Origin of the sequence: Mycobacterium sp., assembly GCF_032159765.1 — a bacterium.
Classification (GTDB): domain Bacteria; phylum Actinomycetota; class Actinomycetes; order Mycobacteriales; family Mycobacteriaceae; genus Mycobacterium.
Genome location: NZ_JAVHWM010000217.1, coordinates 19,395 through 44,443, shown reverse-complemented (window position 1 = coordinate 44,443; position 25,049 = coordinate 19,395). Strand labels below are relative to the sequence as shown.

23 protein-coding genes are annotated in these 25,049 nt (G+C 64.1%); 7 read left to right on the top strand and 16 right to left on the bottom strand.

The window, feature by feature from the left end:
* Positions 1-13 precede the first annotated feature (13 nt).
* The 9 genes from QOH60_RS27800 to QOH60_RS27760 all read right to left on the bottom strand — a co-directional run bounded on the left by QOH60_RS27800 (position 14) and on the right by QOH60_RS27760 (position 11,358).
* Complete coding sequence (locus QOH60_RS27800; protein ID WP_526425105.1) at positions 14-1,510, bottom strand: adenylate/guanylate cyclase domain-containing protein; 1,497 nt, start codon at positions 1,508-1,510, stop codon at positions 14-16.
* Positions 1,511-1,527: 17 nt separating this feature from the next.
* Positions 1,528-2,790, bottom strand: coding sequence for a cytochrome P450 (locus QOH60_RS27795; RefSeq protein WP_526425104.1), 1,263 nt, complete (start codon positions 2,788-2,790; stop codon positions 1,528-1,530).
* A 49-nt stretch (positions 2,791-2,839) separates the two neighbouring features.
* A complete protein-coding gene (locus QOH60_RS27790; RefSeq protein ID WP_526425103.1) occupies positions 2,840-4,057 on the bottom strand; it encodes a cytochrome P450 in 1,218 nt (405 codons plus the stop codon).
* Positions 4,058-4,074: 17 nt separating this feature from the next.
* Positions 4,075-5,523 (bottom strand): aldehyde dehydrogenase family protein, encoded by a 1,449-nt coding sequence (locus QOH60_RS27785; RefSeq protein ID WP_526425110.1) that lies wholly within the window; start codon positions 5,521-5,523, stop codon positions 4,075-4,077.
* A gap of 28 nt (positions 5,524-5,551) precedes the next feature.
* The gene (locus tag QOH60_RS27780) at positions 5,552-6,442 is read right to left on the bottom strand and encodes an SDR family oxidoreductase (protein WP_526425102.1); all 891 of its coding nucleotides are present in this window, start codon (positions 6,440-6,442) and stop codon (positions 5,552-5,554) included.
* A 29-nt stretch (positions 6,443-6,471) separates the two neighbouring features.
* Positions 6,472-7,593, bottom strand: a complete 1,122-nt coding sequence (locus tag QOH60_RS27775) for a spirocyclase AveC family protein (RefSeq protein ID WP_526425101.1) — start codon at positions 7,591-7,593, stop codon at positions 6,472-6,474.
* 5 nt (positions 7,594-7,598) lie between these two features.
* On the bottom strand, positions 7,599-8,711 hold the full coding sequence (locus QOH60_RS27770; RefSeq protein ID WP_526425100.1) for an ABC transporter substrate-binding protein: 1,113 nt from the start codon (positions 8,709-8,711) through the stop codon (positions 7,599-7,601).
* Between the two features lie 107 nt (positions 8,712-8,818).
* Positions 8,819-9,631, bottom strand: coding sequence for an AAA family ATPase (locus QOH60_RS27765; protein WP_526425099.1), 813 nt, complete (start codon positions 9,629-9,631; stop codon positions 8,819-8,821).
* The gene (locus QOH60_RS27760; RefSeq protein ID WP_526425098.1) at positions 9,631-11,358 is read right to left on the bottom strand and encodes a nitric oxide reductase activation protein NorD; all 1,728 of its coding nucleotides are present in this window, start codon (positions 11,356-11,358) and stop codon (positions 9,631-9,633) included. Before QOH60_RS27760 ends, QOH60_RS27765 begins: the two co-directional genes overlap by 1 nt.
* A gap of 93 nt (positions 11,359-11,451) precedes the next feature.
* Here QOH60_RS27760 and QOH60_RS27755 point away from each other — a divergent pair, with 93 nt between their 5' ends.
* Together QOH60_RS27755 and QOH60_RS27750 are read left to right on the top strand one after the other, a co-directional pair.
* The gene (locus QOH60_RS27755; RefSeq protein WP_526425097.1) at positions 11,452-12,384 is read left to right on the top strand and encodes an SDR family NAD(P)-dependent oxidoreductase; all 933 of its coding nucleotides are present in this window, start codon (positions 11,452-11,454) and stop codon (positions 12,382-12,384) included.
* Between the two features lie 131 nt (positions 12,385-12,515).
* Entirely contained in the window at positions 12,516-13,787 is a 1,272-nt protein-coding gene (locus tag QOH60_RS27750) for a TetR/AcrR family transcriptional regulator (protein ID WP_526425096.1), read from the top strand.
* Here QOH60_RS27750 and QOH60_RS27745 read toward each other — a convergent pair.
* Positions 13,784-14,989: a cytochrome P450 gene (locus QOH60_RS27745; RefSeq protein ID WP_526425095.1), complete on the bottom strand. Its 1,206-nt coding sequence runs from the start codon at positions 14,987-14,989 to the stop codon at positions 13,784-13,786. The two genes, QOH60_RS27750 and QOH60_RS27745, sit on opposite strands and share 4 nt — an antisense overlap.
* Positions 14,990-15,087: 98 nt before the next feature.
* Here QOH60_RS27745 and QOH60_RS27740 point away from each other — a divergent pair, with 98 nt between their 5' ends.
* Positions 15,088-15,939, top strand: a complete 852-nt coding sequence (locus QOH60_RS27740; RefSeq protein WP_526425094.1) for an SDR family oxidoreductase — start codon at positions 15,088-15,090, stop codon at positions 15,937-15,939.
* A gap of 79 nt (positions 15,940-16,018) precedes the next feature.
* On the opposite strand, the gene QOH60_RS27735 is transcribed toward QOH60_RS27740, so the two are convergent.
* Positions 16,019-17,131 carry an ABC transporter substrate-binding protein gene (locus tag QOH60_RS27735; protein ID WP_526425093.1) on the bottom strand — a complete coding sequence of 371 codons (1,113 nt, stop codon included), beginning with the start codon at positions 17,129-17,131 and terminating at the stop codon, positions 16,019-16,021.
* A gap of 43 nt (positions 17,132-17,174) precedes the next feature.
* Positions 17,175-18,413 carry a cytochrome P450 gene (locus QOH60_RS27730; RefSeq protein WP_526425092.1) on the bottom strand — a complete coding sequence of 413 codons (1,239 nt, stop codon included), beginning with the start codon at positions 18,411-18,413 and terminating at the stop codon, positions 17,175-17,177.
* A 244-nt stretch (positions 18,414-18,657) separates the two neighbouring features.
* Between QOH60_RS27730 and QOH60_RS27725 the strand changes: the two genes are divergently transcribed.
* Entirely contained in the window at positions 18,658-19,908 is a 1,251-nt protein-coding gene (locus tag QOH60_RS27725; protein WP_526425091.1) for a TetR/AcrR family transcriptional regulator, read from the top strand.
* Between the two features lie 2 nt (positions 19,909-19,910).
* On the opposite strand, the gene QOH60_RS27720 is transcribed toward QOH60_RS27725, so the two are convergent.
* Both QOH60_RS27720 and QOH60_RS27715 read right to left on the bottom strand, forming a co-directional pair.
* Positions 19,911-20,984: an NAD(P)H-dependent amine dehydrogenase family protein gene (locus tag QOH60_RS27720; protein ID WP_526425109.1), complete on the bottom strand. Its 1,074-nt coding sequence runs from the start codon at positions 20,982-20,984 to the stop codon at positions 19,911-19,913.
* A gap of 20 nt (positions 20,985-21,004) precedes the next feature.
* Positions 21,005-21,985: an LLM class flavin-dependent oxidoreductase gene (locus tag QOH60_RS27715; RefSeq protein ID WP_526425108.1), complete on the bottom strand. Its 981-nt coding sequence runs from the start codon at positions 21,983-21,985 to the stop codon at positions 21,005-21,007.
* A gap of 220 nt (positions 21,986-22,205) precedes the next feature.
* Here QOH60_RS27715 and QOH60_RS27710 point away from each other — a divergent pair, with 220 nt between their 5' ends.
* Positions 22,206-22,640, top strand: coding sequence for a hypothetical protein (locus QOH60_RS27710; protein ID WP_526425090.1), 435 nt, complete (start codon positions 22,206-22,208; stop codon positions 22,638-22,640).
* A complete protein-coding gene (locus QOH60_RS27705) occupies positions 22,633-23,736 on the top strand; it encodes an NAD(P)H-dependent amine dehydrogenase family protein (RefSeq protein ID WP_526425089.1) in 1,104 nt (367 codons plus the stop codon). Before QOH60_RS27710 ends, QOH60_RS27705 begins: the two co-directional genes overlap by 8 nt.
* Before the next feature lie 73 nt (positions 23,737-23,809).
* Here QOH60_RS27705 and QOH60_RS27700 read toward each other — a convergent pair whose 3' ends face one another.
* Both QOH60_RS27700 and QOH60_RS27695 read right to left on the bottom strand, forming a co-directional pair.
* Positions 23,810-24,331 (bottom strand): hypothetical protein, encoded by a 522-nt coding sequence (locus tag QOH60_RS27700; protein ID WP_526425088.1) that lies wholly within the window; start codon positions 24,329-24,331, stop codon positions 23,810-23,812.
* Positions 24,325-24,558: a hypothetical protein gene (locus QOH60_RS27695; protein WP_526425087.1), complete on the bottom strand. Its 234-nt coding sequence runs from the start codon at positions 24,556-24,558 to the stop codon at positions 24,325-24,327. The genes QOH60_RS27700 and QOH60_RS27695 overlap by 7 nt, the downstream gene beginning before the upstream one ends.
* Before the next feature lie 88 nt (positions 24,559-24,646).
* On the opposite strand from QOH60_RS27695, the gene QOH60_RS27690 reads away from it, so the two are divergent.
* Entirely contained in the window at positions 24,647-25,042 is a 396-nt protein-coding gene (locus QOH60_RS27690; RefSeq protein WP_526425086.1) for a nuclear transport factor 2 family protein, read from the top strand.
* The last annotated feature ends 7 nt before the right edge of the window (positions 25,043-25,049 follow it).

The window sequence follows — 25,049 nt, the reverse complement described above, 5'->3', positions numbered from 1 at the left end:
ACGGTAGTCCCCTCTAATTCGGTGATTCGTTGCCCGCGGGCGCGGACATGTGGGTGACGTCAGAACGGCCCCGCAGAACCTCGCTGCCGTGCGAAACCCACTTGTCACGCTCGGCGGCGTCGGCCCGCTTAATAGCGGCCGCTGACGCGAGGATGCGTTTGGCAGAGCGTTTGGCGACGTCGGCAAGTCGCGCGGCCTCGTTGACGGGGTCGCCGATCACGGTGTACTCGTAGCGCTTCTCGGCGCCGATGTTGCCCGCGAAGACCTGGCCTGCGGACACGCCGATACCGAAGTCGACGTCGGGCAGTTGCCGCAAGTCCTCGCCCAGATCACGCGCGGTGGCCAGTGCCGCCGACGCGGCGTCGTCGACCCGCAGCGGGGCACCGAAGATCGCAAGCGCGGCGTCGCCCTCGAATTTGTTTATCAGGCCGTCCCTTTCGTCGACGGCCTTGACCACAATCCTGAAAAACTCGTTGAGCACATCGGCGACCTGCTCTGGTGGACGGTTCGCGGCGAATTGGGTGGATCCTACGAGATCGATGTACAGGATCGCCGCGTCGCGAACGTCACCTGACATCGAACCGCCCTCTTCGAGCGCGCGGCGGGCCACGTCCTCTCCCACATAGCGACCAAACAGTTCGTGGAGGCGTTCACGCTCTGCCAGACCGTCGACCATTCGGTTGAATCCACTTTGCAGTCTTCCGATTTCGGAACGCTCGTAGACGCCGACGGCGCTCTCGAATCGACCGCCCTCGACTTCGCGCATGGCGTCCACGACTTCTTTCACCGGACCCGAGATCGACTGTGAGGTCAGGATCATCAGCGGCAGACCCACCAGCACGGTCGCGGTGGCCACTATCACGATCGGAAGGTCGATCGACGCGGTCTTGTCGATGATCCACCCGTTGGCACGGATCAGGATAATCACCCCGATGACGCCACACGGAAGCGCGCTGAGCAAGATCCACATGCTGACCAGGCGGGCCAGCACGCTTGGCGCCGTCACCCACCCCTCCGAACCTTTCGTCGTGGCGACGAGGACGGGAGCCAGCGCGTCACGGGTGAGGAGCAGCCCGATGCATACCGCTGTCGCTGCGCCAAGCGTGACACCAAGCAGTGTCGGTACCGCGACAGCCGCGCCGCTGTCGAGGTTCAACAGGATGAAAACAGCACCGCTGACACCCCACGCCGACGCCAGTAGCGCTGACTGCCGGCCGACCATCCTCATGGCAGAGCGGCGCTGAGACTCGCTGGGCTCTCGATCGGCGTGATACCACTGATGCACCGGCGAGATGATTTTCAGCGCACCGAATGCCACCGCCGCGGTTCCGAGGACGACGACCGACGCCGCAGCGACGAAGTTCTTCTCGGTGAAGTACTCGCGCGGGCCGGTCAGCGTGAGGCCGCCGAGGGGGACGGCCAGCAGGAAAGCCACCGCGACCGCGAGCAGATGCGCCGACGCGAGTCGGGTCGCGTATCTCGTCGACAACCTGCTGGCGATAGTTGGCACACCAAAAAGGTAGCGGGCTATGGGGCCGGGTCGAACTCAAGGTGCAGTTCGGTCAGGCCGCGCAAGATGAATGTCGGCTCGTAGTCGTAACGGCGCTTGCCGTCCGATCCATGCGAGGCGTCCGAGATCCTGATGTCGGCCATCCGGTTGAGGATGCGGTTCAACGAGATTCGGCCCTCGGCGCGGGCCAGTGGTGCACCCGGGCAGGAGTGACTGCCGCGCCCGAACGCAACGTGCTCGCGGACATTCGGGCGGTCGACTCGAAACTCATGTGGCTCATCGAATTTCGACGGGTCACGGTTGCATGCCCCCGGCAGGAGCATCATCGTGGTTCCGGCGGCGATCGGGACGTCGCCGACCGTCGTCGTCTGGCGGGCCAGCCGGAAGTGGCTCTTCACCGGGCTTTCCATCCGCAGCGTTTCCTCGAGGAAGGCCGGAATGCGGCCGTGGTCCTCGCGAAGCGCAGCCTGGATCTCCGGGTGCTCGCTCAAGATCCGCATCCCCGCGCTCAGGAGCTTCGTCGTGGTCTCCTGGCCCGCCGAGAACACGAATGTCGCCAGGTGGACGACATCCATCACCTCCGGCGTCGACCCGTCGGGGTATTTCGCCAGGGCGAGAGCGCTCAGCACATCGTCACGTGGCTCGCGGCGCCGGTCGACGACGTATCCCGCGAAGGTGTCGTCGAGCCACGCGAGCGGGTTGTGGGCGGGCGAGTCGTCGTCGAGCGCGCCGACGGTCTCGTTGAGCATCGCCTTGCGGAACTCCTCGTGGTCCTTCTCGGGAACCCCGAGCAGGTCGGCGATCACAAGCGTCGAGAACGGTCTCGCGTAATCCTCCAGGAATTCGCACGATCCGCGGTCGACGAACGTGTCGAGCTGCTGATCGGCCAGCCGCCACATGAAGTCTTCGTTCTCCTTGAGCCGTTTGGGCGTGAACAGGCGGCTCATCAGTCCACGGGTGCGGGTGTGGTCCGGCGGATCCTGGGTGACGATGTGCTCGCTCATCGGGATCTTGTGCCGATGCTCAGCGATCAGCGCGCCGATGTCGTCGCTGTCCGATTCGAACGAGACTCCCGCGAACGGGCCTGCGACCGAGACACACGCCGAGAATGCCGAATCCTTGTAGACCGCGCTGGCTTCCTTGTGTCCAGTGACAGCCATGACGCCGTATGGGGTTTCGCGCGAGACCGGGCACTTCGACCGCAGGTGATCGAAGTACGGGTACGGGTTGGGGACCAATGACTGGTCCGAGAAGTAGTCGACGGAGTCGAAGTCGGTCACGAAGTCTCCTGGTGTTGGTCGAGTGAGACGTCGAAGCGTAGATCCGGCATCAGCCGCCGGGGACGTCGAAGAGAACCGGCACCGATGTCGGCGAACGGAACGCCTGACCGCGGATGTGGGGGTCGTCGCCGTCCGGATCCAACCGCAAGTTCGGCAGCCGGTCCAGCAACAGGTTCAGTGCGACCCTCATCTCCAGCCGTGCCAGATGCATACCCAGGCAGACGTGAACGCCGTGCCCCCAACCGATATTCGCCTTGGCATCGCGGAAGATGTCGAAGCGGTCCGGATCCGGGTAGCGCTCGTCCTGCCGATTGGCCGCACCGAGCACCGGCATCACAGACGAGCCTTCGGGGATCGCGACGCCGCCGAGTTCGGTGTCGCGGCTGGCCACCCGGGTGATCATGATCAACGGCGGCTCCCACCGCACCGCCTCCTCGATCGCTTGCGGCAGAAGCGAGCGATCGGCACGCACGGCGTCCAGTTGTTCTGGGTTGGAGAGCAATCCGAAGAACAGGTTGCCCATCGAGCGATAGGTGGTCTCCACACCCGCGGGAAGCAGCAGCCGAAGGAACGAGAAGATCTCCTCGTCGGAGAGCTTCTCGCCGTCGATCTCTGCGGCTGCCAGGCCGCTGATCAGGTCGTCGCGCGGCTCCGCGCGGCGGGCCGCAAGGATCGGCGCGAAGTACTCGGCCAGAGTCTGCGAAGCGGCCTTGCCGCGCTCCGGGTTGATGGTGAACGACAGCAACGAGATCGACCATTTCTGAAACTGTGGATAGTCCTCGCGCGGCAGGCCCAGCAGTCCCGCGATGATCTGCGTGGGATACGGAAAGTTGAACTCTTTCACCAGATCCGCACTGCCGCGGTCGGCGAAGCGGTCGATCAGGTCGTTGCCGACCTTCTTGACCAAGCCGTCTTCCCAGCGTGCCAATTGCTTCTGCGAGAAGGCCTTTGACACCAGCGCCCGGTGCCGTCCGTGCACCGGCTCATCCATGCCGAGCATCACATGCTGGCCGAAGACGTCGCCGAAGGCCTGGATGATGATCGCCGACGAGAACGTCTCGTTGTCACGCAACATCTGCTGAGCGTCCTCGTGGCGATACACCATGAAGATGGGTTTGCCTTCCTGGCCAGGCATTCCCGGAATGTCGATGCGCTGCACGGGTTCCTCTCGCCGCAACCGGGCGAGCTCGGTATGCGGATCCCGTACATTGCCGGACACGAAATCGTCGAAGGCCCCAAAGTCCTCCAGGTCGTCGAACAATTCCATACCGACACTCCTCTATCTCATTTGGCCGGGAAGGCCACCGTCTTGACTTCCGTGTACTGGTCGAAACCGGCGATGCCGTTCTGACGGCCGATGCCGCTGTACTTGTAGCCACCGAACGGTGCGTCCGCGCCGTAGGCGGCGGTTCCGTTCAATCCCATGAACCCGGCCCGGATTCGCCGTGCGACTGCGACCGAGTGCTCCTCCGAACCCGACATGACGTTGCCTGCGAGCCCGTACATGCTGTCGTTGGCGATGCGGATCGCGTCTTCCTCGTCCTCGAACGGGATCACGCAGAGCACGGGACCGAAGATCTCCTCCTGGGCGATCGTCATCTTGTTGTCGACGTCGGTGAAAAGCGTTGGCCGCACGTAATATCCCTTGTCGAAGCCGGTCTCGGCATCGGGTCCACCGACCAGACAGTTCGCGCCCTCGTCGACGCCCTTCTGGATGTATCCGAGCACTCGTTCTTGCTGCTTCTTGGAAATCACTGGGCCGCACAGCGTTCCAGGATCCTGCGGATCGCCGGGCATGACGCCCTCGTACATCGCCTTGAGCATTGCGACGCCCTCGTCGTACTTCGAGCGCGGCAGCAGCAGGCGGGTGGGGTTGGCGCAGCCCTGGCCCGCGTGCATGCACGGCGCGATGCCGATCACGACGGACGCGGCGAGGTCGGCGTCTTCCAGCACGATCGTCGCCGACTTGCCGCCGAGTTCCAGGAACAGCCGCTTCATGGTGGCCGCGCCCTTTTCCATGATCCGCTGACCGACGACGGTCGAGCCGGTGAACGAGATCAGGTCGACCTTCGGCGAGAGCGTCAACTCCTCACCGACGAAGTGGTCGGACGCGGTGACGACGCTGACGACACCGTCCGGGATGTCAGTCTGCTCGGCGATCAGCCGGCCGAGCCGGGTGGCGTTGTACGGCGTGTTGGGCGCCGGCTTGAGCACGACGGTGTTGCCGGTGGCCAGTGCCTGGGCGAGTTTGTTGATCGTGACCTCGAACGGGAAGTTCCACGGCACGATCGCGCCGACGACGCCGACCGGTTCGCGCCACACCCTGCGCGCCGTGTTCTGGCCCGTCAGGGAGACGAACGCGTCACCGAGGTCGGTCTCCCACGCGTAGTCGTCGATCATCCTGGCCGGATACTTGAGCCCGTCCTGAAGGGGTGCGTCGAGCTGAGGGCCGAAGGTGATCGCGCGCGGGCATCCGACCTCGAGGATCAGCTCCTCCCGCAGCTCTTCGAGTTCCTTCTCGATCGCGTCGTGGAGTTGCAGCAGGCAGCGCTTGCGCAGCTCCTTATTCGTCGACCAGTCGGTTTCGTCGAACGCGCGCCGGGCGGCGTCGATGGCTTGGTGCATCTGTTCCTTCGATGCGTCGGCCACCTCGCCCAGCGACTCTTCGGTGGCCGGGTTGATGTTCGTGAAGGTGCCGGCCTCACCGTCGACGAGCTTGCCGTCGATCATCATCTTCTGCTCGAACTTGGGAGTGGGAGTGTCAGCCATTGTCGCTCTCCTGGTGTGTCAGGCCGCCCGATCGCGGCAGCCCCATTATCAATCGCGTCCCATTGTGTAACGCCACCGAGGGGAGCATTCGGCTCATGACGAGCAACATGCGAGCGTCAGGACCGACCGGCCGACGGGCGAATGGAGCCTTGCTCTCGAGGGCTTTCGCGAGCCCGACGGCGAACCGGTACGGCGACCGTGCGGCGAGTTTCACCGCGAGCCGTCCCCGCTTGTCCATCGTCGCGTGATGACGGGCGTATGGCCCGTCGAAGTCGCGGCAGTCCGTGGTACCGGCGTCGGTGATGATCTCGGTGTCGTAGGTGCCGGTCACCAGGATCGTGACCCCGATGCCGAAGGGTGCGATCTCCCCTGCCAGCGACTCCCCCCACCGTTCCAGCGCACCCTTGACGGCCGAGTACGGCGCCGTGGCCGGCATACCGCGCACACCACCGGCGCTCGACACCATGACGATCCGGCCTCGGCCGGCCTTGCGCATTGCGGGCAGCAAAGCGTTGGTCAGCTGCACCGGGCCGAAGATCATCGTCTGGAACATCTTCTCCCACAGGGAGATCGGCGTTTCTTCGGCCATTCCGGCGGCGGAGATCCCAGCGTTGTGCACGAGAGCGTAGGGGGCACCGACGGTTTCCTCGATCATCTTGGCGGCGGCCGCGACCGATGCCGAGTCGGTCAAGTCCAGCGGGACACATATCAGCCGCGGGTCACCTTCGGGCGCGCCCGTCGCCTCCCGCAGCCGCTCCATCGCAGGCTCAGGTCCACGCATCGTCGCAACGACGCGCCAGCCCTTCTTATACAGGTGGGCGGCCGACGCGAAGCCGAGACCCCTTGAGGCGCCGGTGATGACGACGCTGCGCGGTTCAGTCATGTCTGCTGTCCGCTCTTCGCGCAAGCGGCTCATCGTTTGGGCGCACACCGATCGCTGACCGACCCGAGCTGCACGGTGGGCCTGCCGTTGGGCTGGGCGCTCTGCCACGTCGCCCACTTGCCCACAGAGTAGGGTCCGACTTGGCCGTTCTGCTCGTAGAACCCTTGCGGGTCATACACTTTGGCCTCCGGATACGGCCACGGGCACGCCACCGAGGTCGCGGTCCGCGTCCACTTGATGATCGCGAATCCGGTGCCGTACGCGAAATAGGCGAGGTTGATGATCACGAACATCACCACGAACATGCCCAGCGCCGGTCGGCTCGGGAAGATCCGTGCGCGCCGCGCCAGTTTCTCCGCCACGGTGCGGCCGGTGTCGTCGCGGTAGAGGAGCACGCCGGCCGGGATCATCACGAACGTCACCATGACCGTCTCCCAGATGAACGGGAATTGCCAAGGCTGGCCGACGAATACGGACCCGAATGGGATGACCTGCGCGTAGATGTACATGCCGGTCCGCACGAGCGTGATCTCCAGCATCGCATCGATGACGATGCCGATCGGCAGGATGATCAGCGACAGGCTGATCAGCGGGTGGCGCCAGACGAACGAGTCGACCGGGCGACGGGCCTGAATCTTCCGCAGGATCCAGATGGCTGGGAAGTACGGCCCGAGGTAGAACATGATGTAGCCGATCACCAGGAACGGTTCCACCGTGGGCGAGATGTTCGCCAGCGGCCAGTCCTCTGGCCAGTGCCAGAGCTGCGGGTTGTACACCGCGTATGGCGACCAGTTCATGATCGGGTCCTGCCACACGATCAGCGTCGTGCAGATGCCCATCAGCAAGACCGGATGCGGCCCAAGTCGCCGCCATGCCACCACGTAGGTCGTGATGAGCGCGAGCATCGCGACGATCGTGAAGATCTGGAACAAGCCGAGCCAATGCTCGTATCCGAACAGAAACGGCACCGGCCGGGGCACGCCGGTGACGTCCGGGTTCTTGATGCGGGGTGAGACTGCACCCATGCGCGCGTTGGCGGCGATGAGCGCCAGCAGGACGAGTGCGACAGAGACCCAAATCGCCGCCATCCACGAGCGCTTCTTGGATTCAGCAGGCGGGGTGGCGGCCGGATCCGTTGTCTGGGTGGTCATTTTAGTTACTCCTCACCAAAGCGGTCGACGAGATGGGAGTTGATGCCATCGGCGTCCAGCTGCCGCGCGACGAGGTAGCCGGCGCCCATCCAGGCGCGGCGCGTCCAGTTGCCGAACGAGACTCTGGTGCCCGGTGCGCCGGAAGCGGCCGGCATCATCTTCACGCGCTCGAGTGCTTCCTTGACACCGCGTGGACTCAGCGGATGCGCGTCGGCGAATGCGCGGACGAGTGTTGTTGCCACATCGCGATTTACCACCGGCACGCAGTACTCGGGTCGTCTTCCGTACACTTCCTGGTACTTGTCCAGGAACTGCTGCCCGAGGGGATTTCCTTCGTCGTATTGGTCTATGCCGGTCCATCCCAGGAAGGCGTTCCAGATGACCGAGTTGATCCAGGCGTTCTGAAACGCGGTGCTGGTGAATCTGGGCGGGTCCCAATTGAGCGACTCCAGAACCGAATTGATCATCACGCTGCCGAAGCCGAAGCCGCAGTGCACCAGTGCGTCGACCTTCGCTTCGTACACGCTGCGTACCGCGTTCGTGACATCCTGGGCCGTCTGAGCGATCGGCGCCTCGATGCTGATGCGAATGCCCTTGTGCCGACAGGCTTTCTGAAAATTCTTCAGGTACGTCTGACCTACCAGGGACTGCTCGAACAGCACGCCGACTTCCTTATGGCCGCCTTTGGCGATGAGGTCTGCCCAGAAGATCGGTTCGTCGGTCAGGGAGCCCTGGGGAAAGGAGAACGTCCACTCCCCCAGGAAGTCGTCCGATCCGGTCACGCTGAGCGCGGGCACCCGGAAGCGTTCCTCAATGGCCTCGCGGGTAGGCACAGCGTTGTCGGTGATGTGCGGACCGAACACCACCAGGCAGCCCTCCTCGACGAGCTCCTCGTACGCGTCGATGACTGCTTTGACCGTGCCTTTGGGAAGGCCTTCGACCTCCCGATAGACCATCTGTATCGGCCGGTCGATGAGCCCTTGTTCGAGGGCCTCAGCGAAGACGAGATCGAAGGTGTCGGTGAAGTCGGCGCGCATCTCCTCGGGGAAGTAGTCCGGAAGCTTGAAGTCCATGAGGTAGCCGACCTTGATCGGCTCCGCGGTGCTTTCGTAGGACATTCCACCTCCGTTGGCAGGACCGCCGACTTCGCGACCTAATATTTGTTCACACCCTAGCGTTGCCCACCGGTACCGTCAACGCCGCCGTTTTCTCTTCGCGCAAGCGCTCATCGCCGCCCCTCCTCAGCCGGGCCGGCGAGGTACGCATCGATCATCTCGACCAGCCCGTTTGTCACGATCGCGTCGTCGGTCAGCGGCCCGACAATCGCGACACGCGCTGCTTCGCGAAGGGTGAGGCCTTCGGCGACAAGCCGGCCAGCGGCAATCAAAACCCGGGTCGAGGCCACCTCCCGCAGCCCGGCGGTCTCCAGCCGACGGATCGCATTGCCGAACCGCACCAGCGCGGCGGCGATGTCGTGGTCGACGCCCGCCTCGCATGCCACGATCTTCTCCTCGACATCGGTTGTCGGAAAACCGAATTCGATTGCGACCATGCGCTGGCGCGTCGAATCCTTGAGATCCTTCAGAACGGATTGGTATCCCGGGTTGTAGGACACCACCAGGCAGAATCCGGGGGCGGCGTCGAGCGTGACGCCAAGGCGGTCGATAGGGAGCTGGCGGCGGTGATCTGACAGCGGATGCAGGACGACCGTGGTGTCCTGCCGCGCCTCGACGACCTCATCCAGATAGCAGATCGCGCCTTCGCGAACCGCCCGGGTCAACGGGCCGTCGACCCATTCCGTCTCGCCGCCACGCAGCAGGAACCGGCCGACCAGGTCGGCAGTGGTCAGATCGTCATGGCAGGCCACGGTGATCAACTGCCGTTTCAGGTCGTATGCCATCGCCTCGACGAAGCGCGTCTTTCCGCATCCCGTCGGACCCTTGAGCACGAGCGACAACCCCTGCCGGTATGCCGCCTTGAACACACGCTCCTCGTTGCCGACCGGCACGTAATACGGTCGGACATTCTCAGCAGCCATCATTTCCCCTCTGCCACAATCGGTTTTGCTCGATCATGAGTTCGCCGCCGAACCTCCGCCGATCGCAACGCTGAGCGGAACAGCGGCCCGATCATCGTGCTCAACTGATCGAGCCGGTCGACCGTCGCGTGCGCTGCACTGCCGAACACCCGTTGCAACTCGCCGGCATCGGTGTTGGCGCCGATGGTCAAGCACAGGCAGCCCGTTCCCCGCTGCCGGGCTTCGGATAGCGCGCGGCGTGCGTCAGCAGCGCCGTAGACGCGTTCGTAGCCGTGGTCGTAGGCGAGGCCGTCGGACAGCACCACAAGCAGCCGCCGCGATGTGCCGCCCTGGCGCTCCAAGACCGCCGCGCCATGACGAATGGCTGCGCCGAGCCTCGAGTACGCACCAGGGTTCAGGCTCCGTAGCCGGCGCATCACCAGCGTGTCGACGTCGTCGTCGAAGCGCTTCACCGGCATCAACTTCACCGACTTGCGGCCCTGAGAGTGAAACGCGTACAGCGCTACCCGGTCGCCGAGGTCGTGGAGCGCGATGGTGAACGCGGCCGCGGCAGCTCGCTGCTGTTCGTGGACGGTCTGACCCGGGGCGCCGGGCTCGGCGACCGATCCGGAGATATCGAGCAGCAGCAACACCGCCAGATCGCGCTTTCGACGGACGCTGTCGAGGTAGACCGCTTCATCGGGCGCGGAGCCCGCCAGTACTTCGACATGGGCTTCGACGGCCGCATCGATGTCGATGTCGTCGCCTTGGGCCTGCCGGTGGCAGCGATCCAGACCGACGCCGAGACGGGCCAGGGGGCGGCGCAATCCGTAGGCATCGGAGAGTCCCAATGCGCTGTCGTCGGACTTCGGGTGCGGGTCGACTTCCTGGACCGTGCACCAGCGCGGCCGGTAACGCCGCCGATGCACGTCCCATTCGGGGTAGCTGATCCCCTCGCCCTCGGCGTCGTCGCCGTCGACTGCACCTTCGCGGGCGTTGGAGAGAACGAAGTTCGCGCCGCGCCGCGGTCCAGAACGGGTGCGGTGGGTCGGCGAGTCTGCACCGGGCGAACCTCCTTCGCCCAGCTGGCGAACCACACCCAGCATCTTCTGGAGCAGCTTGCCGATGGCTCCCCCGCCCCCGACCGGGCTCGAGAAGAGGTCGACGACGTCGGCGCCTTCGTCCTCGTCATCGTCGAGCTCGGTGAGGGGCTTGTCCCGTTTCTGGCGCGAGATGTGTTCTGGGCCGGCTCCCGACGGATCGGCGGGCCTCTTGGCCGCCAACAGATCTCGTGCTCGAATGACACCGAACGCCGTGGGCGGCTCGTCGATTGTGACGTCGCTCTGCGCGGCGGCCAGCGAGCCCGCCGGGGAATCGCTACGCGCGGCGATCTCTCGGTCGATCAGCGACCGTACTCCCGGCGGCAGCAGATGGTCGTTGGCCGACAAAGCGCGGTGGCCCTCGATCGCGAGATACCGGCGGGCCACACCGGGCTTGTGCTTGAACTTCCCAACGATCTCAGGTGCCAGGCTGCCCGCAGCAAGCATCGATGCCTGCACCGCCAGCGCATCGAGCTGCGGCGGCCGGTCGACGACGGGGTCGAGATACACCGTTTTGCCGTCGGTCCAAGGCAATTCGCCGGAGTCCAGTGATGCCACCGACAGCGGCACCCCGGACATCGCCGACGCGAGCAAGTCCAACCTCTCGAGGCTGTTGGCCTCGGTGTCGGTGGCCTGCAGATTCGTCATCTATCCCAACGCTGGCATCAGATTGACCAAATATCTGTTCCACCGTAGAGTCCTGCGCGGCCGCAAGTCAATCGCGCGAAGGGGAGGACACGCATGATCGACCTCGAGGGGCAGGCGGTGATCGTCACCGGAGCCGGCAGGGGGCTCGGCCGGCTTTATGCGCTTGACCTCGCCCGTCGCGGCGCGCGTGTCGTCGTCAACGATCTGGGCGGATCCATGCACGGTGACGGCTCAGATTCCAGCGTCGCCGACGCAGTGGTGGATGAGATCAAGCGCGCCGGCGGAGACGCAGTCGCATCGCACGACTCGGTAGACAATCCGGAAGGTGCCGACGCGATCGTCAGCACCGCAGTCGATAGTTTCGGTCGCCTTGATGCCGTGGTGAGCAACGCGGGGATATTCAATAGTGTTGCCTTCGACGAACTTTCGGCCGAGGGCTGGCGTCGCATGCTCAGCGTTCACCTCGACGGCGGGTTCTATCTGAGCCAGCGCGCCTACCGCGTGATGAAAGAACAGCAGTACGGACGATTCGTTTTCGTCTCATCGTCCGCGGGCATGTTCGGCCAGCATATGGAGGCGCACTACGCGGCCGCGAAGGCGGGGCTCGTCGGGCTGACCAACGTCATCGCCCTCGAAGGGGCGCCGCACGGCATTCTTGCCAACACTGTACTGCCGTACGGAGTGTCGCGCATGGTGACGGAGACCGTCGAAGACACGAAGGCTCTTGAGCAGTCGGGTCTCTTGCAGGCGATCAAACCAGAGCTGGTCGTACCGATGGTCGTCTACCTCGCAAGTCGCGAGTGCCAATTCAGCCACCGCAATTACTCCGCGTTCGGCGGCCGCTTCGCGCGTGTGTTCATCGGCCTCGGCGAGGGTTGGCTCGCAGAGCCGGGCAGCAATCCCACCGCGGATGACGTTGCCGCGCATGAGACCGAAGTCTCGGCGACAGAGCCCTTCACGGTTCCCGAGTCGATTTACGAGGAGGTGTTCTCCGTCTACGAACGGCTCGGAATCACCCCCGCGTAGGCTGCGTTGAGCACTCGCACAGCCCTTCTACCGGCGCATTCGCCCATGTCGGCACCCGCATCGACCTGCGGCAGTCTGGTAGCGTGTACCAAAGATTGGTTCCTCAATCTGGGTCAACCGTTGGAGGTGTTGTGGCTCTTCAGGATTCGTCCGAGGCCGCAGATTCCGACGGCAGGCGCCGCACAGAGGTGCTCGAAACCGCCGCCGCCTTGATCGCATCATCCGGGTTGCGCACGTCACTCCAGGAGATCGCCGACGCTGCGGGAATCCTGCCCGGGAGCCTCTACCACCATTTTGAGTCGAAGGAAGCCATCCTCGTCGAGCTGGTCCGGCGCTACCACGAGGACCTCGATCGAATCGGCAAGGCCGCACTGGAGAAACTGGACGAACCCGATGCGCGGCCGCTGCCGGACAAGATCGCCGATCTGGGATCCGCGATCGCACGATGTGCAGCCAAGCACGGCGCCGCCCTCCAGATGTCGTTCTACGAGGCACCGAGCAGCAACCGGGAGCTGATGAAGTTGCTCCAAGAACGGCCGACGGGTGTCCAGCAAGCGATGCTGCAAACGCTTCGTGCCGGCAGGTGGAGCGGCTACATCAGGCCTGACATCGACCTGCCTACACTTGCCGACCGGATCTGCCAGAGCACATTGCACGCTGGGCTGGACGTCATTCGGCACAACTCGTCACCCGATCAGGTCGCGACAGTGATGTGCCGGATCATGCTGGGAGGCCTGGCAAGCCGGCCCCCGAGCGATGCCCAACTGGATCGCTCCAACGCGTTCAAGGCGGCCGAAAGCGCCATCGAGACCTGGACGGACGAGAGCTCTGCCGCCAACGACAAGGGCGCTCATGTTCGTTCGGTCGCCCGGGCCGAGTTTGGCCGCAAGGGCTATGAAGTCACCACCGTCAGGGACATTGCGTCCGCGGCGGGGTTGGGCACAGGCACGGTCTACCGGTTGATCGGATCAAAGGACGAGCTTCTCGCCTCGATCATGTTGTCCTTTGGCACAAAGATCGGTGGCGCGTACGTCAGCGTTCTGCGCGCGGATGCCACGCCGGTGGAGAAGCTCGACGCGCTCAGCTGGGTCAACATCAACGCACTCGACCAGTTCCCTGACGAATGGAAGATTCAGCTGGCCTGGATGCGGCAGTCGCCACCGGACACCCCGAACCCTGGTCTGGCATTCACTACGCGAATGCGGCAACTCAAATCGCTTCTGTCCGAAGGCATCAAGTCCAAAACGATCCGCATCGACAGCCCGTCCGTGGACATGCTCTCGCGGTGCGTCATGGACGTTCTCTGGGTGCCCGAGAACATCATCGGAGATCTGGGGACGCGTGCGGCACTCATTCTCGCCCGCGACACCGTCGTGCGCGGGGTTGCCGAACGCAACGCCTAGCCGCCGACGGCGACCGGCAGGCGGGACCACCCCCGCACGCTCGCGGTGTGGGCCTTCACGGCATTCCCGTAGTCGACTTCCCAGTCGGGCCAGCGTTTGATCACTTCTTCGAGCACCACTCGTGCTTCCACCCGCGCGAGCGCCGAACCGAGGCAGAAGTGCACTCCTTGCCCGAAGCTCAGGTGGGTGGCATTGCGGTGGATGTCGTAGGTGTCAGGATCGTTGTATTGCCGTCCGTCGCGGTTCGCAGATCCGTTGAGCAGCAACATGACCGAGCCTTCTGGCACAGTGTGGCCATAGCATTCGACGTCTCGTGCGACGTATCGCGCCTGCACCGGTGACGGTGCCTCGAAACGGAGCGTTTCCTCGATCGCTCCTGCGATCAACGACGGGTTGGCCGCTATCTGCCGTCTCTGGTCGGGATGGTCGGACAAGAGTTGCCCGAGGAAACCGATCAAGCGGGTCGTCGTCTCGTTGCCCGCGCCGGCCAGGGTGCCCGTGTAGTTGAGCACCTCGCCGCGGGTCAGATGCCGGCGTGACCCGTCCGCTTCCTCGACCTCGGCGTTGAGTAACTGTGTCATCAGGTCATCGGAGGGGTGGTCGGCCCGCCAATCGATGTAGTCGGAAAGCATCGTGAAGTTCTGTTCGATGTAGTCCGGCGGGAGCTCTTTGAGCTTGGTCCCGTCCTTCAGTTCGATGAGGCCGTCGGCGTTGTTGCGGAACGCGGCCTGATCCTCCTCCGGGATACCGAGCAGATAACCGATGGCCCGCATCGGAACCCATGCCCCAAGGTCGGTAATGAAGTCGAAGCCAGGTGAGCCGATCAGCGGATCGAGGACCTGCGCGCAGAACTGACGCGCCAGCGGCTCGATCGCTTCCATTCGCCGCGGCGTGAAAACCCTTGACAGTAAACGCCGATGCAGATCGTGCATCGGCGGGTCCTCCCACAGAATGATCCCCGGCGGAACGTCGACATTGTTGAGCAGAATGTCGAGGGTGGTTCCCCGCCCTGACTTATAGGACTCGAAATTGTGCAAGTCCCGCGCCACGTCCGCGTAGCGACTCAATGCATAGAAGCCGTACTTCTCGTTGTAGTACAGCGGAGCCTCGTCTCGCAGTCGCTGCCAGATCGGGTATGGATCGTCGTCGATCTCGAAGTCGAACGGGTCGTAGTACAGATCGATCGTGCTGGCACCTGTCACGGCTGACTCCTAGGGCTACCCTGCCTAAGACCAAACATACGTTCCCCCGTATGGTAACGGTGTTCCGCTGCAGAAAGCGGCTCTTTGGAGAGGACGAGATGACTGGTATCGAGCAGTTCAGATACGACAACAAGCGGGCGCTTGTGGTTGGCGGCGCCACCGGTATGGGGGCGGCGGCGGCCCAGCAGGCCAAGGAGCTCGGCGCCGAGGTTGTCGTCATGGACTACGCCCCTGTGAGCTATCCAGTGGACAAGGCCATCACAGTCGACCTGCGCGACCCGGCGTCGATCGACAGTGCGCTCGATGAGGTCGGTGGACCGATCGACGCCATCTTCTCGGCGGCGGGTGTGGCCGACGGCCCTGACCTGATGCGCATCAACTTCATCGGACACCGTCATCTCATCGACCGGGCGTTCGAGAAGGACCAACTCCCCCACGGCGCGGCGATCTGCTTCATCTCGTCGCTGGCCGGTCTCGGCTGGGAGAACGACCTGCCGCGAATCCAGGAGTTCCTGGCGACGCCCGACTACCAGTCCGCCGTCGATTGGGTGGCTGCCCACGAGGCCGAGGGTTTTATCCACTACGGCTTCACCAAGCAGGTCATCAACGCGTACGTGGCGATCCAGTCGTTCCCGTTCATGAAGAAGGGCGTGCGGATCAACGCGATTTGCCCCGGCCCCACCGACACGCCGCTTGCGCAGGCCAACGCCGACCTGTGGCTGTCCTTCGCGCAGGATTACCGCGACGAGACGGGGACTCAGCACCACACACCCGACGAGATGGCCAGCGCGATGGTCTTTCTCAACAGCAATGGGGCACGGGCGATCAGCGGAGTCAATCTGCTCGTCGACAACGGACACGCGATGTCCTCCATCACGGGTTCGTTCGCACCGGGCAAGATGATCCTCGACCTGATCATGGGGAAGATCTCGCTCAGCGACTTGAGCTGACCCCCCGCCGCGCTGTCGCCGAGACTGCTGTGAGATCGCGAATTCGGGCGAAATTGCGATCTCCCCGCAGTCTCGGCGGCTATTCCTCGCCAAAGCGGTCAACCAGGTGTGAATTGACGCCATCCGCGTCGAGCCGTCTGGCGACCAGGTAGCCCGACCCCATCCAGCCTCGACGGGTCCAGTTGCCGAAAGAGATGCGGGTGCCCGGCGCGCCTGACGCGGCAGGCACCGACTTGACCCTTTCGAGTGCCTCTTTGACGCCGCGCGGGCTGAGCGGATGCGCATCGCTGAGGGCACGCAGCACCGTGATTGCGACATCTCTGTTGACCACCGGGACACACCATTCGGGGCGCCGGCCGTAGGCGTCGTTGTACTCGTCGAGGAACCGCTGCCCGACGAGGTTGCCCTCGTCGTACTGGTCGACACCGACCCACCCCATGAAGGCACTCCACATCACGGGGTTCAGCCACGCGTTCTGGAATGCCGTGCCGCAGAATCGCGGCGGGTCCCAGTCAAGCTCGGCCAGCGCGGGATTGACGAAGACAACGCCGAAACCAAAGCCGGCGTGCACGATCGCTTGCGACTTCGCGTCGTATAGCGTGCGCACTGCCTGGCTGACATCCTGCGCGGTCTGCGCTATCGAAGCTTCGGCGACGATACGAATGCCGCGCTGCTGGCACGCCTTTCGGAAGTTGGCGACATAGGCCTCGCCGACCAGGGATTGCTCCATCAGCACGCCCACGTCGTTGTGGCCGCCCTTGACCAGAAGATCCGCCCAGAAGATCGGCTCGTCGAAGTGCGAGCCCATGGGAAACGCGAAGAACCATTCATCGAGCGCCTCGTCGGAGCCCGTGACGCTGATCGCCGGGACCCGGAACCGCTCGTTGAGCGCTTCCTTGATCGCGACTGCGTTGTCGCCGATGTGAGGGCCGAAAATCGCCAGGCAACCCTCGTCCACCAGTTCCCCATAGGCATCGATGACGGCCTTGACCGAGCCCTTCGGCAGCCCTTCGACTTCTCGGTAGATGATCTCGATCGGCCTATCGAACAGACCGTTGTCGGTGGCCTGCTTGAAGACCAGGTCGAAGGGTTGAGTGAGATCTTCGAAGTAGGTCTTCGGAAAGCCCTCTGGGAGAAGAAAGTCCATCAGGTAGCCGATTTTTATCGGTTCGGCGGTGCTCTCGTAGGACACAGGTCTCCTCAAGTCGTGGTGGTTGGTTGGCGCCGACGAAAGTTCAGTCCCAGATGACCTTCAGGTGTTGGGGAGACCGGAAGAAGGTGCCCGCCACGTACGGCGGCGGCGCGTCGGGATCCAGGCGCAACCCGGGTAGGCGATCGAAGAGCGTGTTGAAGATCATCGTGCTCTCCAGCCTGGCCAGGTGCATTCCCAGGCACACATGGGCCCCATGGCCGAAACCGATGTGGGGCTTGCGTTCTCGGAAGATGTCGAACTCTTCGGCGCGATCCCACCTCGCTGCGTCATGATTGGCGCTGCCAAGATTGACCGACACCGTCGATCCCGAGGGAATTTCGGTGCCGAAGAATTCTGCATCGCGTGTCGTTTCCCGCATGAAGTTGAGCAGCGGTGTCTCCCAGCGGATGCCCTCTTCGATCGCCTGCGGCAGCAGGCTGCGGTCGACCGTCACGGCGTGCAGCTGATCGGGGTGGGTGAGCAGCCCATGGGCAAGGCTCGCGGTAGATCGCGACGTAGTCTCGGCGCCGGCGGGCAACAAGTTTCGCATGAAGCCGTAGATCTGCTCGTCGGACATCCGGATTCCGTTGATGTCCGCTGCGGCCAGCTTGCTGACCATGTCGTCCTTCGGCTCTACTCTGCGATCCGCCAGGATGCCGACGAAGTATTCCTTCATCTCCGCGGACGCCTTCAGCGCCGCGTCCATGTCGGAGTAAAACCCGAGGAGATCGATGGCCAGTCGGTGGAATTCGGGGATATCGGAATCTGGCAATCCAAGTAGTGCGGCGATCACGCGCACGGGGATCGGCATGAAGACCTCCTCGACGAGGTCTGCGCTCTTCCTGTCCCGGAACCTGTCGACGGTGCGCTCCACCAGAGGCCGGACGAGTTCGGATTCCCACCGTCGCATCGACGACCGCGCGAACGCGAACTCGTGCAGTCGGCGGTACAACGCATGTTCGGGATCCTGCATCTCCAGGATGGTTGGGCCCTGTAGCGGCCGCACGATTGCCTCGTAGCACTTTGTGCTGAACGTCTCGTTGTCTGTGAACACGGCTTTCACGGCGTCGAACGTGTACGCGGTGAAGATCTGCTGTCCCGTTCCCGGCTCCACCGGCGGTATGCCCATCTCGGGCCATCCCGGGTGTACAGGCGCCTGTGCCCGGAGTTTGGCGAGCAGCGGATACGGCGACGCGTCTCCGTCGGCTCCCATGCCGGCATCGAACTTGGCCTGCGCGTCCTTCACCCCCTGCGAGAGTTCGTCGGCGATCGGCTCAGTCATGTGGTCTCCTCGTCATCCCGCACGAGGCTAACAAACCTAACGTTTGTTCGGAATGGTGAAATCGGAGTTCTGTGCGCACGTCGGCACGAGTAGCGCGAGAGGTCTTGGACGCCAACCCACCAGCAATTTTCTGCTAGCGTTGACCTAACTTTCGTTCAGATATTCGGCAAGGTTCGTCATCGAAGTAGACAGGAGCCTGATCGTGCTGGTGTCGAGGAGTGCTCCTCGATCGCCCCATGCGTTCATGGACGGCACTCGGCGTGCCGAGGTTCTGGAAACTGCAGCATCGCTCATCGCGACGTCAGGGCTTCGCACATCGATGCACGACATCGCGAGCGCGGCCGGTATCCAAACCGGTAGCCTCTACCATCATTTCGATTCGAAGGAAGCGCTCCTCGTCGAACTTCTCCGCCGGTACCACACGGACCTCGACCGAATCGCCGAGCACGCGGTTGACACGCTCGACGATCCGTCGGCGCGGCCGGGGTTCGACCGCATCGTTTCTCTCGGTACCGCCGTCGCGCGATGTGCTGTCGAGCACCGCGCGGCGATTCAGATCTCTCTCTACGAAACTCCGAGCTCGAATCGTGAGCTCGTCGAATGGACGCAACGCCGCCCAGTGGCGATCTTGGAAGCGATGTACCAGACGCTGCGGGCTACCCGGTGGGGTGGCGACCTGAAGTCCGAGATCGATCTCCGCGTGCTCGCGGACCGCGTGTGCCAATCGATGTTGCAGGTCGGAACCGATGTCATCCGACACAACGCCTCGGCAGACCATGTCGCGACGCTGCTGTGCCAAATCATGTTGCGGGGATTGGACGCGGGCCGCCGATCCGATTCTGAGTTGGACGCCTCTGCTGCATTCCTGGCTGCCGATGAGGTGATCCAGAGCTGGGCTGACGATGGGGAGCACGTCGACAAGGCAGGACACATCCGCGCGGTTGCGCGTGCCGAGTTCGGGCGTCGCGGTTATGAGGGCACGACGATCCGCGACATCGCCGCTGCGGCGGGCATCGGACACGGCACCGTGTTCCGGCTCATCGGCTCCAAAGAGGAGCTGCTCGCGTCGATCATGGGCACGTTCGGCGAAAGGACGGAGACGGGGGCAAAGGCGGTGCTGCGCTCGAGCTCGTCGCCGCTCGAAAAGCTCGATGCGCTGAGTTGGATCAATATCAACGCACTCGACAGGTGCGGCGACGAGTTCCGTATCCAGCTGGCCTGGATGCGCCAGATTCCGCCTGACGCGCCTAATCCCAGTGTCGAGTTCCCTACCCGGCTCAAGCAGACCAAAGCCCTTCTCTCGCAGGGAATTCGATCAGACGAGATCCGCATCGACGCGCCACGTGAAATGCTCGCGCGCGCGGTGATGGGACTGCAGTGGTTACCGGAGAACATACTGCGCGAAATCGGCGTCAGGGCCTCGCTGGTGCATGTCCGCGAGACGCTGCTTCGCGGGATTGCTGAACCTCACCGACGCGCGGTGACGGGCAGCTAGGTTCAGTCGAACACGTACCGCGGCAGCGTGGTCGGAAGGTCGAGCGAGCTGAGAAGCCCGGCGGGACCGTCGACGACGTACGGGATAGCGTTGACCACCCGCATGGCCGTCGCCGCCATCGCGGCATGGCCGGCGGCGTGACCCTCGGCCTCCCCCATTGTCATCGCGCAGTGGATGTTCGGATCACCCTCGATGTCGACGCGGTAGGTCGCGTCGAAATCCGATCTGGGCCAGTCGGGTGCGACGTCGCGGGCCATCCGGATGACGTGTTCGATGACGATGGCCTCACGGCCGTTCACGACACCCGCAGCACGCGTGCGTACGGCACCACAGGTGCCGGCGGGTACCGTGCCGAAAGCCACCTGGATGTCACGGTTGGTCAGTTGCCGGTCCAGTGTCCCGTTGATCTCCTCGACGGTGACGCCAAGACCGGCGGCGATCAGGTGAATCGGTGCGCCCCAAGCCATCATGATGAAGCCCGGTGACTTGAGCATCGGCTCGAAGTCCAGTGGCCGGGCGAAACCCATCCCGTCCATCATCACGTCGGCCACTGGGTAATGGTCGTTGAGCGCGACCTCTGACACCGTGATGCACCGGATCTTCTTCGACTGCGTGGCGAGCACCAAGGCCAGCTGGTCGGATGCGAACCCCGGGAAGATTCCGGAGACGTAGAGCGACGCGTTGCCCGCCTTTGCAGCAGCCGCCAGCTGGTCACGCCACTCGGCGACGATGTAGGCGGGCGGATAGATCAGGCTTGTCGACGAGGTCGCCACCACGTTGATGCCTGACTGAAGAAGACGGAGGTAGTCCGGCACCGCCGCGGCATCCCGCTCGGGTCCGCTCGCGGAGTAGACCACGCAGTCGGGCTTCAGTGCGATCAGTGCGTCGGCATCGTTGGTGGCGCGTACTCCCATGGGCTCGCCGCCCGCAAGCTCGCCGACATCCTTGCCCACCTTCTCGGTCGAATGAACCCATACGCCAACAAGTTCGAGATCGGGACGTTGGCGTACGGCATCGATGGCGATCGAGCCGACGCCACCGGTCGACCAGACGACGACCCGTATCGGCCGCGACAACTCATTGGGCAGGGACACCATCACGCTCCTTGTTGTGATCGTTGGGTCGCCAGTGCGGCGAGCTCGAGGTATGGCCACGCCACGTCCGGCGGAATACCCCCGCACAAGGGATGAAGCGGCAACGGCCGACCGCCGCGGATGTACTCAGCGGCCTCGTCGACGGTGAACATTCGGTAGGGGCCACCCGGCTGACGAAGGTCGGACACGGTACCGGCTCGAGTGATGCTCGCGACCGAGTCGTCACCGTGACGGTAGGACGCTGCCGTCACGGCGTCGTGAAGAAGATAGGGGCCCAACTCATCCCATGCTCGATCAACGTCGTCGGCGACGAACGCCGCTGTGGGTGCACCCGAGACCGGGAACTGGACCGGGCCGGGCTCGAAACCATGGGCGCGGCACTGCGCGTCGTAGAAGTCCTTCAGATCCGAGGACGCGGCCTGCGAGATGAACCCGATCCCGTGACGCGCGGCGCGCCGCGCAGCGGGTCTGCTGCCACCGGCGATCATCATCTGGGGCCCGCTCTCCGCGACGCACGACGGCGTCACGAGAACCTGTCGGCCACGGTAGGTGACGGGCTCACCGCGAAGCAGACCGCGAACGACCGCCAGATTCTCGTCGGCGAGCTTTCCGCGTGTAGCCCAATCCACCCCGAAGTGGTCGTACTCCTCCTGTCGATGGCCGATTCCGAAGGCATACGCGACTCTGCCGCGACTGATCTGATCCAGCACCGCGATCTCTTCGGCGAGCCGCACCGGGTCGCACAGCGTAATCGGCACAGCCGCAAGAAGTATCGCGAGGCTCTTCGTCCTTGCGGCGATCGCCGATGCGAGGATCAGCGGACTGGGCAGGTGTCCGTCTTCGGTCCCATGGTGCTCCGAGAGCACCGCGACGATCGCCCCGCGAGTCTCTGCCCACGAGCACATGTCGACGGCCGCGGCATACAGGTCGGCCGCCGGCGCGGCCCAACCCGGGGCGCGCATGTCGAACCGCAGTGTCAGCATCGGTGCGAGATCTCCACGACGACCCACTCTAACCTAACCTTTGTTCTGGTCTCTTGACCGCCTCGGCACGGGCTGCTAGCTTGCGGATCAAACCTTAGGTACTTGGTATCGGGGCAGCCGAAGGGATACCAGCGATGGCGCACGCCAGCTCGAGCGGTCGCGCCGGCCCCGTGTTGACCTGCCCCGCAACGCATTCAGTTCTTCTGACGGTGTTCTCGCTTTGATCGAGTTGGCGCCGCCTTCGCACCTTGACCAGGGCTCCAAGCGCTGGGGATGGCTTGGCTGGGGCGTTGCCGCAGCGGTCTACATCGCATTCGCCGCGTTCGCGCTGGCCTCGATGCAGAGCGGTCTGCACGGTGATCCCCGCACGACGAACCCGGCGCCGGAAACGCCGCGGTACCCACCATTTCTTGGCATCACCGACTGGCCGCTTGTCACGACCGTCATGTCGGCTCTGCTCACGGTCGGATTCTTCGGCGTGACGATCGTGTGGTCGGTGCGCGAGCGCCGTGCCCACTGGGCTCTGACCCTGCCGTCAAGGTCTACGACCCCTACGGCGACCTCGAGAAGGCGGGAAAGCCAGGCCCCTTCTACCGGTAATCACCAATCCGCAGAACAATATTCACGATGGACGAAGGAGGACTCTCATGGGTGAAGGCCCGAAGCGGGTAGTGGTGTGGGCGACGGGAGGCATCGGCTGCATCGCCATCCGCGCCATCGCGCGCCGCCCCGACCTCGAGCTGGTCGGAGTGTGGGTGCATTCCGACGAGAAGGTCGGCAAGGACGCAGGCGAGCTCGCGAACGGGGAGCCGATCGGCCTCGCGACTACCAACGACGCGGACGCCCTGCTCGCTCTGAAGCCCGACTGCGTGATCTACGCGGCCAGTGGGCCTGAACGCGACGCGCTGGCGATCCCCGACTACGTGAGGATCCTGAGCGCCGGCGTCAACGTGGTCACCACCAGCACGACGCGTCTGGTAAATCCCCGTGCCTACGAGCCGGCGGAGTGGCGCGACCAATTGGTCGCGGCCGCTAAGCAGGGTCAGGTGTCGCTCTATGCGTCGGGCATCGAGCCCGGATTCGCCGCCGACTACCTGCCGCTCGTACTGTCCACGCAGTCCTCGACAATCGAGAAGATTCATTGCTACGAAATGGGTCTCTACGATGACTACGGCGTCCCCGACATCATGAGCGACGCCCTGGGATTCGGCCGGCCGCTCGATTACCAGCCGTGGATCAGCTTCACGGGCGCCATCGCCGGCGAATGGCAAGGACAGCTTCGCTTGGTCGGCGATGCACTCGGCGTCGAGATCCAAGAGGTGCGCGAGTCGTTCGACCGTGCCGTGACCGACCGGACCCTAGAGGTGGCGATGGGAACCGTCGAGGCCGGCACGTGCGGAGCGCTGCGGATGAAGGCCATCGGTGTGGTCGACGGACGCGAAGCCATCATCATCGAACACGTCACCCGCCTGGCCCACGACGTCGCGCCCGACTGGCCGACAGGCATCGGTGATCTGTCGTATCGCGTGTCCATCACCGGTGACCCGGATATCGAGTGCATCCTGGCGGCAACCCTGCGCGACGCCAAGAAGGCGGGGATCGGCGGAATGACCTCGGGCGCAGGCGCAATGGTCGCGACGGCGATGCGCGTCGTGAACGCCGTGCCCTATGTGATCGCCGCCGAGCCCGGGTTGCACAGCTCGGTGGATCTTCCGCTGACCATCCCGAAAGGCGCGTTCGCCACGGGGTAGCGATCGCGAGTCTGAATCCTCTGCGAATGGCCTCAGCGTGTCGTCGCACAGGATTCACACTCGTGGAGCCTCGTTAGGCCTTTAGGCTATTGTCCTGTGCCTGGCCGTATTCGGTCACGAAATCAACTGGTGCCGGATCCTTTAACGGGCCGATGAAATTGATAGTGACGGCGTCATTGCCCTCCGTGAATTGCAGGACACTCATCGATTGAGCTCCGTCAGCTGACTTGCCCGCAGTTAGTCTTCCGCCAGCGCCGACGGCCACTGGCTGGGCCTTGCCGTTGGTTACCTGGGGGTCGGTAAGGGCGGCTGTCGCAGAACCGGGGTCGGGGAACACCAGGATCGTATTGGTGATCGTCCTCGTGCTGTCGCGGTGAGTGTAGACAGCGGTAACGCCCTGTTGCCCGTTCGGATTCCAGACCGGCCCGGGAGTCGACCACGCGGTTGAGTCGGTGATGACATTCGGGTCCACAGGCGTGGGATTGCCAGGATCGGCTGCCGCACCGCCTATTCCGACAACAGCGAGGCCGATGGTCATCGCCGTGGTTGCCGCCAGCCCGCCGCTGATGGCCCGTGAGGCTCTGATGGTCAGCATGGGTAGCAGCCCCAGCCCCGCCAGCCGTCGCGCCAGAACCACCCCGGGCCGCACCCGAAGCGCCCGGTGGTACCGACGCAATCGAGTGGCTTCACGGGCGGGGTCATCGGTTGCGAGTATGCGGGCGTTGGCTTCGGCGTGACATCGGCCGCGCCCGCGGTTTGTGCGGTCAGGAACGAACTCGCGGTCAGAGCCGGCGCAATCACCGCGATGAGAATTCTTCGCATCAGGTCTCCTCATAGATACGAACATTGAGGCGAATCACGTTACGCCGGTGCACTGGACTCCCATCGCGTAAAGCGCAAAGCTTTCTTCATGAGCGTGGTCGAGACGGACACAGTGGAGCGCTACCTGGCGTGCATGGCCGCCCACGACTGGGACGGCCTTGCGGCCACGATCTCCGATGAGGGCCTGACCCGGGACGGCCCGTTCTGCGATCGGATCGACGGCAAGCAGCGCTACGTCGAGTTCCTCAGCGGCCTCATCCCGACACTGCGGAACTATGAGTTGAAGGTTCAGCGGTTGTCTCGCATCTCGGATCGCCTGTCCTACGTCGAGCTGAGTGAGACCTTCGGCGTCAACGGCGTACTCACTGAATATCCCGAGTGCATCGTGTTCGAGCAGGGCGACGACGGGCTCATCTCCCATGTCAGCGTGTTCGTCAAACGGCCGGGAGACGACGGGCCGGTGGAGGGTGCCCGCGCCACGTGACGGGCGC

Coding starts and splice junctions, on each gene's coding strand:
- QOH60_RS27790 (WP_526425103.1), bottom strand. CDS start 4,057: ATGGAATTGTTCGACGACCTGGAGGACTTTGGGGCCTTCGACGATTTC.
- QOH60_RS27785 (WP_526425110.1), bottom strand. CDS start 5,523: ATGATGATCGACGGCAAGCTCGTCGACGGTGAGGCCGGCACCTTCACG.
- QOH60_RS27780 (WP_526425102.1), bottom strand. CDS start 6,442: ATGACTGAACCGCGCAGCGTCGTCATCACCGGCGCCTCAAGGGGTCTC.
- QOH60_RS27775 (WP_526425101.1), bottom strand. CDS start 7,593: ATGACCACCCAGACAACGGATCCGGCCGCCACCCCGCCTGCTGAATCC.
- QOH60_RS27770 (WP_526425100.1), bottom strand. CDS start 8,711: ATGTCCTACGAAAGCACCGCGGAGCCGATCAAGGTCGGCTACCTCATG.
- QOH60_RS27765 (WP_526425099.1), bottom strand. CDS start 9,631: ATGGCTGCTGAGAATGTCCGACCGTATTACGTGCCGGTCGGCAACGAG.
- QOH60_RS27760 (WP_526425098.1), bottom strand. CDS start 11,358: ATGACGAATCTGCAGGCCACCGACACCGAGGCCAACAGCCTCGAGAGG.
- QOH60_RS27755 (WP_526425097.1), top strand. CDS start 11,452: ATGATCGACCTCGAGGGGCAGGCGGTGATCGTCACCGGAGCCGGCAGG.
- QOH60_RS27740 (WP_526425094.1), top strand. CDS start 15,088: ATGACTGGTATCGAGCAGTTCAGATACGACAACAAGCGGGCGCTTGTG.
- QOH60_RS27730 (WP_526425092.1), bottom strand. CDS start 18,413: ATGACTGAGCCGATCGCCGACGAACTCTCGCAGGGGGTGAAGGACGCG.
- QOH60_RS27725 (WP_526425091.1), top strand. CDS start 18,658: ATGGACGGCACTCGGCGTGCCGAGGTTCTGGAAACTGCAGCATCGCTC.
- QOH60_RS27715 (WP_526425108.1), bottom strand. CDS start 21,985: ATGCTGACACTGCGGTTCGACATGCGCGCCCCGGGTTGGGCCGCGCCG.
- QOH60_RS27705 (WP_526425089.1), top strand. CDS start 22,633: ATGGGTGAAGGCCCGAAGCGGGTAGTGGTGTGGGCGACGGGAGGCATC.
- QOH60_RS27700 (WP_526425088.1), bottom strand. CDS start 24,331: ATGCTGACCATCAGAGCCTCACGGGCCATCAGCGGCGGGCTGGCGGCA.
- QOH60_RS27695 (WP_526425087.1), bottom strand. CDS start 24,558: ATGCGAAGAATTCTCATCGCGGTGATTGCGCCGGCTCTGACCGCGAGT.
- QOH60_RS27690 (WP_526425086.1), top strand. CDS start 24,647: ATGAGCGTGGTCGAGACGGACACAGTGGAGCGCTACCTGGCGTGCATG.